At 69.0% G+C, this 12,591-nt stretch carries 10 protein-coding genes and 1 pseudogene; 6 read left to right on the top strand and 5 right to left on the bottom strand.

The features are described 5' to 3' along the window. Positions 1–276 precede the first annotated feature (276 nt). Positions 277–3,093: a hypothetical protein gene (locus ACYVMZ_RS26745; RefSeq protein ID WP_461083959.1), complete on the top strand. Its 2,817-nt coding sequence runs from the start codon at positions 277–279 to the stop codon at positions 3,091–3,093. Between the two features lie 116 nt (positions 3,094–3,209). Here ACYVMZ_RS26745 and ACYVMZ_RS26750 read toward each other — a convergent pair whose 3' ends face one another. Then, positions 3,210–3,539 (bottom strand): antibiotic biosynthesis monooxygenase family protein, encoded by a 330-nt coding sequence (locus ACYVMZ_RS26750; protein ID WP_461083961.1) that lies wholly within the window; start codon positions 3,537–3,539, stop codon positions 3,210–3,212. Between the two features lie 185 nt (positions 3,540–3,724). Here ACYVMZ_RS26750 and ACYVMZ_RS26755 point away from each other — a divergent pair, with 185 nt between their 5' ends. Both ACYVMZ_RS26755 and ACYVMZ_RS26760 read left to right on the top strand, forming a co-directional pair. Further along, positions 3,725–5,782 carry a discoidin domain-containing protein gene (locus ACYVMZ_RS26755; RefSeq protein ID WP_461083963.1) on the top strand — a complete coding sequence of 686 codons (2,058 nt, stop codon included), beginning with the start codon at positions 3,725–3,727 and terminating at the stop codon, positions 5,780–5,782. Between the two features lie 586 nt (positions 5,783–6,368). Next, the gene (locus ACYVMZ_RS26760; RefSeq protein WP_461083965.1) at positions 6,369–7,817 is read left to right on the top strand and encodes a hypothetical protein; all 1,449 of its coding nucleotides are present in this window, start codon (positions 6,369–6,371) and stop codon (positions 7,815–7,817) included. A gap of 7 nt (positions 7,818–7,824) precedes the next feature. Here the strand turns inward: ACYVMZ_RS26760 and ACYVMZ_RS26765 are convergent, their stop codons facing one another. Beyond that, positions 7,825–9,312, bottom strand: a complete 1,488-nt coding sequence (locus ACYVMZ_RS26765) for a hypothetical protein (RefSeq protein ID WP_461083967.1) — start codon at positions 9,310–9,312, stop codon at positions 7,825–7,827. 303 nt (positions 9,313–9,615) lie between these two features. On the opposite strand from ACYVMZ_RS26765, the gene ACYVMZ_RS26770 reads away from it, so the two are divergent. Then, positions 9,616–9,738, top strand: coding sequence for a hypothetical protein (locus tag ACYVMZ_RS26770; protein WP_461083969.1), 123 nt, complete (start codon positions 9,616–9,618; stop codon positions 9,736–9,738). Between the two features lie 66 nt (positions 9,739–9,804). On the opposite strand, the gene ACYVMZ_RS26775 is transcribed toward ACYVMZ_RS26770, so the two are convergent. From ACYVMZ_RS26775 to ACYVMZ_RS26785, 3 genes and pseudogenes are all read right to left on the bottom strand, one after another. Then, positions 9,805–10,746: a hypothetical protein gene (locus tag ACYVMZ_RS26775; protein ID WP_461083971.1), complete on the bottom strand. Its 942-nt coding sequence runs from the start codon at positions 10,744–10,746 to the stop codon at positions 9,805–9,807. A 331-nt stretch (positions 10,747–11,077) separates the two neighbouring features. Next, the gene (locus tag ACYVMZ_RS26780) at positions 11,078–11,506 is read right to left on the bottom strand and encodes a peptidoglycan-binding protein (RefSeq protein ID WP_461083973.1); all 429 of its coding nucleotides are present in this window, start codon (positions 11,504–11,506) and stop codon (positions 11,078–11,080) included. Between the two features lie 363 nt (positions 11,507–11,869). Further along, positions 11,870–11,999, bottom strand: a pseudogene (locus ACYVMZ_RS26785) (transposase family protein); the annotation flags it as partial. A 136-nt stretch (positions 12,000–12,135) separates the two neighbouring features. On the opposite strand from ACYVMZ_RS26785, the gene ACYVMZ_RS26790 reads away from it, so the two are divergent. Together ACYVMZ_RS26790 and ACYVMZ_RS26795 are read left to right on the top strand one after the other, a co-directional pair. Beyond that, complete coding sequence (locus ACYVMZ_RS26790; RefSeq protein ID WP_461083975.1) at positions 12,136–12,273, top strand: hypothetical protein; 138 nt, start codon at positions 12,136–12,138, stop codon at positions 12,271–12,273. Positions 12,274–12,372: 99 nt separating this feature from the next. Further along, positions 12,373–12,582: a hypothetical protein gene (locus tag ACYVMZ_RS26795; RefSeq protein ID WP_461083977.1), complete on the top strand. Its 210-nt coding sequence runs from the start codon at positions 12,373–12,375 to the stop codon at positions 12,580–12,582. Positions 12,583–12,591: the final 9 nt, after the last annotated feature.

The following is a 12,591-nucleotide window of genomic DNA, read 5'->3' on the forward strand; positions in this document are numbered from 1 at the left end:
TCGTACGGCCGGCGGCGAATCGTTCACCTCCCACCTGCGCGACGAACGCCCTCGTCCAGCGCGGCAGCCCCCACCGTACGAACGCCGTCGGGAACCGGCCTCAGAGGTGCTGCCCCTGGCCCCGGGCGACACGATCGCCCGCGAGCGGCTCCGCGTCCGCCCGTCGTGGTGTGCGCCACGCACAGGCAACCCAAAGGATCTTCTCCCCGTCCTCCTGCACTGAGGGGCGTCCGCACCGAACGGCGCTTCCTCCCCGAGGAGTTGAGGAGTGGATCGTTGATACGTGCCCGACGAATATGGGCCACCGCAGCAGCGGTGCTGACCGTGGTGGGGGTGTCGCCGGCCGTGGCGCAGGCCCGGCCGCAACCGCCCGGAGCGCCTCCCGTCACGGCACCGGCGGACGGGACCGGTGAGCTGCCGCCCGGCTGGCGGATCACCGCCACCGAGGACGGCAACGTACTGGAGTGGCGCTCGCCCCGCCGGCTCCCGCCGGGCGACGCACGCGTGGAGTTCCACACCGACGGCAAGCTGGTCGGCGTGCCGAAGCCGGACGAGGACGGCCGCACCTTCCGCCTGCCCCTGGACGACGCCGGCCCGGCCGATCCGCGCGAGCTGACGGACCTTCAAGTACTGGCGGGCGGCCGCCGCCTGGACCAGGAACCGGACGCCGGGAACCGCGAGCGACGTGCCGCCGCGAAGCTCCCGCCCAAACTCCCCGCGGGCACCGTCGACCCGGGCAGGCCGGGCACGTTCGCCACCACCACCGGCGAGTACACGCTCGACCCGATCCGGCTGCCCGGCCTCCCGGCCCCGGTCGAGATGCGCGCCCTGGTCGTCGCCCCCAAGGGAGCGACCGGCACACGCCCCCTCGCGCTCTTCCTGCACGGACGCCACGCCACCTGCTACGTCCCGGGCAAGGGGGAGGCAGCCGTCACGATCGACTGGCCCTGCGCCGCCGGAGCCCAGCCGATCCCCAGTCACCGCGGTTATCTGCAGGACCAGAAACTGCTCGCCTCACAGGGCTATGTGACCGTCTCGGTCTCCGCCAACGGCATCAACGGCCAGGACGCCGACATCGAGGACGCCGGTGCCCAGGCCCGCTCCTCACTGGTGCGGTCGCACCTGGCCCGCTGGGCGAACTGGGCCGCCAAGCCGTCCACGGCACCGGCGGCCGTCCGCAAGGGCCCGAAGGCCGACCTGTCCCGCGTCCTGCTCGTCGGCCATTCACGCGGCGGTGAAGGCGTCAACAGGGCCGCCATGGACAGCCTCTACGCCCCTCCGGCCGCGCAGGACGGCCGGCCCGGGCGGGCCCGCTGGACCATCCGCGGCACCGTCCTGATCGGCCCCACCATCTTCGGCCAGAACCCGGTCCCCGACGTGCCGTCACTGACCATCCTGCCGGGCTGCGACGGCGACGTCTCCGACCTCCAGGGCCAGGTGTACGTCGACGGCACCCGCGGTGTCAGCCGTGGCAGGGCCCTGCACAGCGCCGTCCACATCACCGGCGCCAACCACAACTTCTTCAACAGCGAGTGGACGCCCGGCCAGGCCACGGCACCCGCCAACGACGACTTCTGGGACGACCCCGAGGACAAGGACCCGGTGTGTTCCCCGGGCAGCGCCACCCGTCTGACGGCGCAGCAGCAGCACCGCGCCGGCGCCACGTACATCGCGGCCGCCGCGCGGCTGTTCGTCGCCGGTGACGACCGGGTGCGCGAACTGATCGACGGCACCGGCCGCCGGGCCCCGTCGGCCGATCCGGCACGGGTGCTGACCCACGCGGTGGGCGCGGGCCGCGGCGCCGGCTTCCTGCCGGACGGTGCGGTGAAGGTGACCGGCGGACGCCTGTGCTCCGCGATCGACCCCGACCCGCGCGCCGCCTGCCTGGGCGAGGACGCGCTCGGCTCGTCCCCGCACTTCGCGCACTGGTGGCCGCGGCGCGAGGCCGGGCGCCGCGCGGTCGCGCTGACCTGGTCCGCACCGGGCACCGCGACCCGGGTACGCCCCGACAAGCCCATCTCCCTCAAGGACGCCAAGAGCCTGGCGCTGCGCGTCATCGTGCCGCCCAACAGCAGCGGCACCCAGCTCGACGTCTCCGTCACCGACGCCCGCGGCAAGCGCGCCACCCTCGGCCGCGTCCGCGCCGACGGACTGCCGGGCAGTGTGCGCACCGCCTCCTACTGGGCGCAGGAACTGCGCGTACCGCTCACCGCCGCCACCCGCGCCGGTCTCGACCTGCGCCGCGTCGCCTCGCTGGAGCTGACCCCGCGCTCGCGCTCGGGCCAGGCATGGCTCATGGACGCCTACGCCTGGCGCGCGGGCACGCCCGCCGTGCAGGCGGCCCCGCTGACCCGGGTCGACATCGGCCGCCTGAAGGTCAAGGAAGGCGACTCGGGCGTGCGCACCTACCAGGTGCCCGTACGCGTCTCCGGCAACGGCAACGGCAACGGCAACGGCAGCGGCAACGGCAGCGGCACGGTACGCATGTACGTCATCGACCCGGCCACCGGTCAGACCAAGGACCGCCTGGTGACGGTGCGCCCCGGCAGCCCCGGCATCGACGTGACCGTCAAGGTGGAGGGCAACAAGCGCTACGCCTGGGACACCTCCCACGACGTCCTCGTCAAGGCGGTCCGGGGCTCGGTCATCGGCTCCTACGGCGGCGGTGTCACCGTGGAGAACGACGATCCGATGCCCCGGATCAGCGTGACCCCGGTCGTCGGCCAGGTCACCGAGGGACAGCCGCTGCGCTGGCAGGTCTCGCTGTCCGAGCCCGCCGACGTGGACGTCGGGGCGACCCTGGCGGTGGCGCCGGTCGACGGCCGGCCCGAGCTGTCCACCAAGGACGTCGATCAGGACTGGCTCCGGGACATGGCCGGGGAGATCCCCGACGGGGAAGTGCCGCTGTCCGGCCTGGATTACTTCTCCCTGTGGGTCCAGGTCCCGCCCGGCAAGCTGAGCGCGGAGGCGACGGTGCCCACCGTCCGTGACCAGGTCACGGAGCCCACGGAGTACATCCGGCTCCAGCCCACCGACGACGAGGGCGAGCCGAACGGCCCGGCCCTGACCGGCACGGTCCTCGACGCGTCGTAGCCCGTCGGCACGCGCGCCGACACGGCAGCCGCAGCGAGCCCGCTCCGGTGCCCCATGGGCGAACGGAGGTGGTCACACCACCGCCGTTCGCCCATCGGCATGCGGGGAAGGCGCCGCTACGCGCTGGTCGGCGCCGCCTGCTGCACGACCTCGAACGACCACAGCGTGGACCCGCTCGCCGCCGGCTTGGGGCGCTCGCCGCCCTCCGCGCCGCCGCCCTGGTGGGCCGCCTTCATGGGGCCCTCCATCCACGCCTGGAAGGACTCCTCGTCCCGCCACCGCGTGTAGACGAGGTAGTTGTCCGTGCCGTCGACCGGCCGCAGCAGTTCGAACCACTCGAACCCGTCGGAGCTCTCCACGGCGTGGGCACGGGAGGCGAAGCGCTTCTCCAGCGTCTCCCGCTGCTCGGCGGGGACGGTCAACACGTTGATCTTGACGATGCTCATGGCCCCATCCTGCCGCATGACGGCTCGCCCGCACCGGGCGGGAGGACGGGCCTCTTGACGCGGAGTACAGCAGTGGCGATCCTCGTCGCATGCTCTTGCGCTGGTCATGACAAACCGGCCCGGCCCTGGAGGGCCCGGCTCGGCGACCGCGCGATCCCGCCGACCGAGGGACATCAGTGGTGACCATGGCTCGACGCCCGTACCGCCGACGCAAAGACGTCACCGTAGTGTCGCTGCTCCTCCTCGTCCTGGCCATGGCCCTCGGTCCCACGCCGACGTCCGCGGCCGGTGCCGACTGGTGGGTCCCGACCGCACGGCCGGTGCCGGACTCCCAGGTCAACGTCACCGGAGAGCCGTTCACCGGCACCGACTCCCAGGGCGAGGTGCGCGGGTTCGTCGACGCCCACAACCACCTGTTCTCCAACGAGGCCTTCGGCGGACGGCTCATCTGCGGCAAGCCGTTCTCCGAGGCCGGCATCGCCGACGCGCTCAAGGACTGCCCCGAGCACTACCCCGACGGCTCACTCGCGATCTTCGACTTCCTCACCAACGGCGGTGACGGCAGGCACGACCCGGTCGGCTGGCCCACGTTCAAGGACTGGCCCGCCCACGACTCGCTGACCCACCAGCAGAACTACTACGCCTGGGTGGAGCGGGCCTGGCGCGGCGGGCAGCGCGTGCTGGTGAACGACCTCGTCACCAACGGCGTGATCTGCTCGGTGTACTTCTTCAAGGACCGCGGCTGCGACGAGATGACGTCGATCCGGCTGCAGGCGAAGCTGACGTACGACCTGCAGGCCCACATCGACAAGATGTACGGCGGTACCGGCAAGGGCTGGTTCCGGATCGTCACCGACAGCGCGCAGGCCCGGCAGGTCGTCGAACAGGGCAAGCTGGCGGTCGTCCTGGGCGTCGAGACCTCCGAGCCGTTCGGCTGCAAGCAGGTCCTGGACGTCCCGCAGTGCGACAAGGAGGACATCGACGCCGGCCTGGACGAGCTGTACGACCTAGGTGTGCGCAGCATGTTCCTGTGCCACAAGTTCGACAACGCGCTGTGCGGCGTCCGCTTCGACGAGGGCACGCTCGGAACCGCCATCAACGTCGGGCAGTTCCTGTCGACCGGCACCTTCTGGAAGACGGAGAAGTGCACGGGCCCCCAGCACGACAACCCCATCGGCGGGGCCTCGGCGCCCGGGGCCGAGAAGAAACTCCCGGCGGGCGTGAAGGTCCCCTCCTACGCCGCGGACGCGCAGTGCAACGTCCGCGGCCTGACCGAACTCGGTGAGTACGCCGTGCGCGGCATGATGAAGCGCAAGATGATGCTGGAGATCGACCACATGAGCGTCAAGGCCACCGGCCGGGTGCTCGACATCTTCGAGGCCGAGTCCTACCCCGGCGTCCTCTCCTCGCACAGCTGGATGGACCTGAACTGGACCGAACGGGTCTACGGCCTCGGCGGCTTCATCGCCCAGTACATGCACGGCTCCGAGGCCTTCAGCGCGGAGGCGAGGCGCACGGACGCGCTGCGCGACAAGTACGACGTGGGCTACGGCTACGGCACGGACATGAACGGCGTCGGCGGCTGGCCGGCCCCGCGCGGCGCGGACACCGCCAACCCGGTGAAGTACCCCTTCCGCAGCGTCGACGGCGGCTCCGTCATCGACCGGCAGACCACCGGCGAGCGCACCTGGGACCTGAACACCGACGGCGCCGCGCACTACGGCCTCGTCCCGGACTGGATCGAGGACATCCGGCTCGTCGGCGGCCGGGACGTGGTGGACGACCTCTTCCGGGGCGCCGAGTCCTACCTCGACACCTGGGCGGCCTCCGAACGGCACCGGGCCGCGGCCAACCTCGCCAACGGCGCCTCAGCCACCGCCAGTTCGACGGAGTGGAACCCGTTCACCAGCTATGCCCCGGCCCGGGCCGTGGACGGCGTACGCGACACCCGCTGGGCCGGCGACTGGAGCGACGACCAGTGGCTGCGGATCGACCTGGGCGCCACGAACCTGGTCGGACGCGTCACCCTCGACTGGGAGCGCGCGTACGGCAAGTCGTACCGCATCGAGCTGTCCACCGACGGCGTGAACTGGCGGACCGCCTGGTCCACCACCTCCGGCGACGGCGGCCTGGACACCGCACGCTTCACCCCCGCACCCGCCCGCCACATCCGCGTCCAGGGCCTGGAACGCGGCACGGGCTGGGGGTACTCGCTCCGCGAGGTGGGTGTGCACAGCGGCTGAGCTCTTGGTCGTCCCCGCCATGCCACGGTGCCCGTAGGCCGAGCGCGTGTGCCGGCCTCCGGCGGAACCAACCGGCGGCCGGCGGACCGCGGCCGTGGCGCTCGAGGTGGGCATCGTGGCCGTGACCGGCGACGACCGGCAGACCCCGGCAACACCCCGGAGCTCGTCGACGGCGTCACATTCCGGCAGCGCCTTCCTCGATCGGCCGGACACCACTGTCAGCCCGGTGTCGTGGCGTACGTCGGCTGCAGCGGGGCGCTCCTCGACGAAGGAGCCGTCGCCGCCCTGCGCCGCCTCGTCGAGCGGATCCACCTGCAGAACCCCGATCAGTGGCAGGCCACCAGCCCCACGACCAGCGACCGGGCCAACGACCTCGGCGCCGCTTCGGCTGAGAGGCGGCGGCGGACGCAGAACAACACGCCGTCCCGCCCGCCGCGTGCAGCTACGACTGGTGCCTCGGCGCACGCAGGCCTCGGGACGAACCGTCGCCCGCGGTCAGGCGGAGGTCACACGTTGCTTTCGGCAGGAGCCGCCGAACGGGGGAGCCCCGCATGCACCGTGCCGGTGCGGGCTGGAGCCTGGGGCCATGAGTATCCGTCCCTGGGTGATCGTCGAGGCACCGGACAGTCGTGGTCTTCGGCGGGTCATTGTCGGCAGCGAGACGGTCGGCAGTGTCTGGTCCTTGCGTCAACTGCGCCGCATGCTCGGCCGCCTCGGTTATCCCGAGGACATGGACATGGAGGACCCGGCGTCCGTGTGCTGGCGCGGAGGGGACAGCGGGACGTGGCCCGACCGCGCTGGGCGAAGGCGCGCGATCACCGTGTTGATGACGGCGGGCATGCTCGCGTCCATGGCCTTCAACGTCGTCATCGGATGGCCGGACGCCCTCGGTGCGCTGACCTTCGCGCAGCGAATAAGCGGGGCACTGTTCGTCCTGTCCGGGGTGGTGCAGGGCGCGGCGGCGATCGCGGTGCTCGACCACTGGGGAAAACGGCAGGGCAAAAGCTCCGGGGCGGTCGTCCTGGTCGGAGTGCTTGTGGCGCTGGCCACGGACAGCCTTCTGCTGTTCATGTGGGTCGACGAGCGGGAGTACACGCCCTACCTGCTGGTCTTCATGCCTCTCTGGTGCTGGTCCGCGTGCGCGCTCTGGCTCCTCGTCCGCGAGAAGGCGTGGCGGGGAATGCCGCGACCCAAAACCTTCGCGGCCGGGGTCGTGGCAACAGCGCTCCTGACCGCCATGAGCCTGGCGTACTCCACCATGTACCAACCCGCGGCAGCGCCCATGCACTTCATCCTGAAGGCGGAATTCGGCACGTCGCGGGCCGACCCCTTACGGATGCACGTGCACGTCCCGTTGAAACTGTATGTGAAGAACGCCGGAGGCATCCCGGTCTACGTCATCATCGATGACTATACGGTCTACGGCCGAATCGCCGAATATTCCGAGGGCGCGAACCGGCTGGAGGAGTGGAGGAGGAGTCTGGACGAGAAACGTCCGGAGGAAGCTGAACGTTACGTCGACCGGTTGAAACTCATGAAAGTCAGCAGCGGGCGCCTCCATCGTCCTGGTGACTGGCTCGATGTCGGGCAGGAGTTCGCCATGGAGCGCGTTGTCCAGATCCCGACCACCACCGAGTTCGACACGCTCGACGTCGTGCTCCAGATCACGTACATGAGGAAGGACCGGGGGAAACTCGACGTAGCCCAATTCAGGCGCATGCATCGGTCGTGGGACAAGGCCGAAGGCCGATACTACTGTGCTCCAAAAAAGTGCGGGGAAGAGCTTTATTACCACGGCAGGGTGCGACACAACAACAACCTCGTCAACGTGACGCGCAAACCGCGCTACGTGACAGTGATCTGGTCCCCGAGGGAGCCGCCCAGGTATTCAATCTCTTCCTTTAATTTCGAGGGCAGAGTAGCTCGTTCGGAAGAGAGGAGGGACGTGGACAGATATGGTGCCGCTACGGCCTACGTGGATTCCGAGGTGTCCGTCGCGGAATTGCTGAGATCAGCCGAGGCCGGCAGCGGTTGACATCCTTCTACGCTTTTTGTTCGGCCATCTTGAGCCAGGTCCCCGCTTCCACACCCTCCCGGTGGAGGTGCAGAGCCGACCGCAGGCAATGGAGTGCCGGAGTTCCGACGGTGCCGAACAGCTCGCCGGCCGGTGTGGCCTTCGCGAGCTCGGGTATGAGCCGTGCGATGTCGAACGGGGCGTGGTCGAGCTTGTCGTTCTGCAGTTGCGCCTGCACGTCGAGGGAGTCCTGCCCGGATTCCTTGGACTTCCAGTAGTCCTTCACCCCTTCGCTGTCCCACTTCGCCGGAGCCAGGTCGGTCAGGCCCCCGATGAGCTTGGGCTCGGTGACGGATGTGAACATGGCGTTGGTGCAGACTTCAGCCGCCTCGCCGAGTGGCACGTCCGGTAGACCCCTGGCGGACGCCACCTCCTCCACCTGCTTTTCCAACCGTTCGATCTTCTCGGCCAGTTCCTTCTTCTCTCTTTCCCGATCCTCGTTCGACACCCTGGGATCACTGCTTCCGTCCAGCGATGAACTTGAATCACTGGTGGTCCCCGCGAGGCCTTTACTGTCTCCCTCGGACGTCTCGCTCTCGCTGATCATGGCCAACGCCACGGCGATCGTCCTCTCGGCCCCCAGACTCTGCTGCGAGGGGATGCTTCCTCTGGTTGTCTCGCCCTGGCTCCGCCTCAGGACGACGCGGGTCAGATGGTCCACGCTGTTGCTCAGATCATCCCGCAGCCCTTGCGGCGTCGCCGAGTCACCGATCGTCTTCAGGACGGATGTCGACCTCTGCACCGTCAGGATGGTCATGGCCCGCTCTTCGGGCGGCACGCTCGAATCACTGACCACCTCCAGGGCGGACGTGACCTGCTTCACGATCCCAATCAGCTTTTCCCGCACATCGGCGGGCGTATCAGGATCATTGATCGTTTCCAGTACGGCGGCGATCTCCTTCGTGCTGTCGATGATTCCGTCCTTCTCCTGCGGCGTCGTCTCCGGATTCTGGGCCGCCTGCAGAGTGGCGGTCAATCGTGCCACGGCCGGCTCGAGCGTCTTGGGAACCTCCGTAGTTTTCTGGCTCAGTTCTTCGGTTATGCTTTCAATTTCTTTCTCCTGCTCCGCAGTGGACTCGGGCACCGTTTGGTCCGGTTTTTCCTCGCCGGTCCCTGTTGACTGTTCATTTTCCGGTGTGCTGTCCTGATCCTGCGTTTCGCCCTCCGTGGGGGGTGTGGATGTCGTCGGCGTCGACTCATCGGTGGGCGTCGATTCCGGCGGGGGCGTATCCTCCGGCGTCGTCGATGGTGTCGGTGTCGGTGTCGGTGTCGGTGTCGGCGTGGGCGTGGACGTGGGTGGAGGAGGGGTTGTCTGCGCGGGTATTCCAGCCGTGATCTCGCTGCCGAGGTGAGGTGCCGCCGCGGCACTGGACAGACCCGCGGGCAACGCAAGCGCCGTGGCCATGATGGATACGCCGACCGTGCGGGATACATGTCGCCGGGTGTTTCTGGCCATGATGGTTCCAGATGCGTTTTGCGTCGTGCTGTGCGTCCAGCGCGGGCTCTGCCCAATTGCGGGTGGCGCTGCGCGGAGAGATGGAGATGGAAATCCGGCTCGGACAATACGGGAGCCGCTATGAATCCACTCTTCACCCGCACCGCACGCCCCGCAACGCGAACACCGGACCGACCTGGTGGCGGACAGAGGGATAGGGTGCGGGACCGTGGTGACATATCGTTTCTTTTCGGCCGCGACCGAGGCCGATGGTCCGACGCGCTGCCCGATGCGTTTCATCACGCCCGCTGGTCGGATAGTGGAGTGAGTGATCTTGTCAACGAGCCGCGCGACTCCTTCGCCATGCTGCTACTGGTGCAGCGCGCGGGGATGGTGCTGCTGACCGGCCTCACCTCCGGAGCCCTCACACCACCGCTCCGGCGATGAACCCGTCCCGCCGGGCACTCCGTGTGTCCGGCCCCGTCATGCCGGCGTACCCGGGCCGTGACTCGGTCACGGCCCGGCCTGACGTCCGGGCATCTCCTCCTGTCCTTCCTCTCCCGGTCCACCGTGGGCTCCCTGGCCGGCCCGTTCGGCGGTCGGCGATGCAGGCGTCCAGGCCTCTTCCTCCTGGCGGCTTCCCTTGACGGCGGCGTTCTCCGGGTTGGTCGCGACGTCGGTGGGCTTGCCCACCTCCGACAGGGTCAGCTGCGCGCGGTCGTCGACGAGGCGGGTCACCAGATGCTGCGCTGCGCCGAAGGCCGCGGCCCAGGCGAGGACCTGCGCTCTGCTGTCGAGGTCGCTGAGCCCGGGGACGAAGGCCCCCCTGATCAGCAGCAGCCCGAGAAAGGCGGACAGGGCGCCGGTGGGGAACTTCAGTACGGCCGACGCCAGGGGCAGCATGTAGGGGGCGTTGGTGCCCCGTATGCGGCGCAGTGAGGCGATGACGGTGAGTGCCGCGCCGGCCAGCCCGGCGATCTCGACGGTGAGGATGTCGGCCCTCTGGGCCAAGTCGCTGGCGGGGGTGCCCGCCGCCACGTCGGGATGCTCCGCGGTGGGGCACACCACATCGATCCGGTTCGCGTCGCCGGGGCTGACCTTGGGCGTGAAGCACATGCTCAGCGACCTGGGGGAGAACCAGCCGTAGAGGGCGAGACCCGCCACGCCGAGAAGAACGATGAACGTGGCGGACCAGAGAATGTTGCGCAGGCTCCGGACCCGGGCCAGTTCGTCGTCCAGAGCCATGTACGCGGCGTCGAGCGCCCGGACCATGAGATCCCGGTCGCTCGGTGTCATGTCGCCGGAGACGATGTGGCGGATCCGCCGGGCGAGTCTGACGCGCCGTGGGTCGTCGGTGCTCAGATGGCTCTTGACGAGTGCCATGACCTCACTCGCGCGGCCGGCGGCTTCCGTTTCGGGCACCAACTGGAGCAACAGCACTTCGGCACTGCGCACATTCGACCAGACGCCTTCGCAGGCGGTCGACCCCGACCACGGCCGCCGCCATCCGAATCCCTCGTCTGCGGCGGAGCGGGCCTTTTCGAGATGGGCGCGCATTCCCTCGACAAGGGCCATGCGGTCTTCGGGACACGGCCTGACGCTCTCGCGCTTCAGCTGCGCTTCGAGATAGGCGATACGTGTCTTTGCCCGTGCGCGCCATGCCGACCGCGGTGGCCGGGTGTGCAGCCCGGCCGTGATCCGCCGGCGCGTGGGGGCCGACCGGCCCGCCGGGCCCACCACGGAGGTGTCCATGGTCAGTCCCCGTTGGCGTCCAGGGTCGGGCTAGTCACTTGTAGACGGCGGGCACACGGAGCCGCTCCCACGACTTCCGACCCGGAATGCCGTTCGCGTCGTCGCCCACGAATCCAAGCTTGCGCTGCCACTTGGCATACGACTTCCGGTCCGCCTCGCTCCACTGGGAGTCGGGCTCCCCGGCATACGCCGAGCAGCCCTCCTCGATGAGTCGGTAGCCCATGGCCTCTATGATCGGACTGCTCACGGACGACTGGAAGAAGTCGGCGCCCGGAAAGGGCTCGTATTCCCCGTCCACATCCGGTGGGGCCACGCGGATCCGCTGGCCAGGGTGGATGAAATTCCGGTCCTCGATCTGGGGATTCCACTCCAGTATCTGATCCAGCGTCACGTGGAACATGGAAGCGATCCTGGTGAGGTTGTCTCCGTGTTTCACCACATAGAACTGCGTTGTCTTTTCCATGTGACTACTCTAGTAAGCTTCGCCGCACTCGAGAAGAGTGACCGTGGAAAAGTGACGGAAAAAAGAAGGCCGCTGCCGATGAAGAGAGTTGGCAGTATTTTACTGCACTCTGCGCCAGTCGCAACTCGTGCACCTTTCAAATGGTGTCATCTTCTATTGTGCATCAGCTTCAATTTCTGTTGCGAACTCAGTTGTTCACACGGCAACTTCAGTGACAGGCGTAGCGAGACCCTTCTGCTCCCCGCAGCGCAGATGGCGAAGCTGCGTGGGCTGCTGCACGGTGTCCGGATCGGCAACCCTTCCCGCCTCTCGACGAGCGCGAGCAGTGGGCCGAGTCTTTGACGACCCGGCACACGGTGGCCGGCGAGATGCGCCGAACAGCGGCGCGAGCTGCCGCATGGTGCGGTTCGTGCGGTAATACACGGCCACCAGAAGTACCGCTACGTGCCGTCGGCGCCTACGGCGGCCGCCATGGGCGTCCCCGTCCGCAGGCCCGTGAACGTTCCCCCACCCCGCTCGCCCTCAACGCCCCGTCCCGGTGAGGGAACGCGCTGCCGCTGCTGTCGCAGCGGGAGCGGCGCTTTCGGTATCCGTGGCGGGGGTGCCGTGGGCCGAACGAGGAGGTGTCCATGACGACCGCGCCCGTGCACGTGGCCGTCTGGGAGGACGGCGGCGCCGACAAGCCGGTGGCACTGTTCGTCCACAACGTCATCACCTGGGGGACGACGCCGCGTACGGCTCGCGGCGCAGCGCCCCCTGGCCGCTGACGCCCGGCTGCTGCTGATGGACCGCCGCGGCTACGGACGCGGCCCGGACGTGGATCGCAGTGACTACGCGGTGGACGCCGAGGGCATCATCAGGTGTGCGTGCAGGGAGCCCGGGGTGTCATCCCGGCACACCTGACCGAGATGAGCCCCGACGCCATCCGGGGCTTCTACCCCGACGTCACCTACCGGCTCGGCAATCTGAGCGCCGCCCTCAACCTGCCGATCCAGGAGGCCCTCGCCGAGCGCCACGGTTACCCGGCGGCGATGGCGTGGACCGTCCTGCCCACTCCGGCCGTGGTGATCAGCTGAGCGCGATCG

The sequence above is a fragment of the Streptomyces deserti genome, assembly GCF_054782695.1.

Coding starts and splice junctions, on each gene's coding strand:
- ACYVMZ_RS26750 (WP_461083961.1), bottom strand. CDS start 3,539: ATGAGCATCGTCAAGATCAACGTGTTGACCGTCCCCGCCGAGCAGCGG.
- ACYVMZ_RS26760 (WP_461083965.1), top strand. CDS start 6,369: ATGAGTATCCGTCCCTGGGTGATCGTCGAGGCACCGGACAGTCGTGGT.
- ACYVMZ_RS26755 (WP_461083963.1), top strand. CDS start 3,725: ATGGCTCGACGCCCGTACCGCCGACGCAAAGACGTCACCGTAGTGTCG.
- ACYVMZ_RS26780 (WP_461083973.1), bottom strand. CDS start 11,506: ATGGAAAAGACAACGCAGTTCTATGTGGTGAAACACGGAGACAACCTC.
- ACYVMZ_RS26790 (WP_461083975.1), top strand. CDS start 12,136: ATGACGACCGCGCCCGTGCACGTGGCCGTCTGGGAGGACGGCGGCGCC.
- ACYVMZ_RS26765 (WP_461083967.1), bottom strand. CDS start 9,312: ATGGCCAGAAACACCCGGCGACATGTATCCCGCACGGTCGGCGTATCC.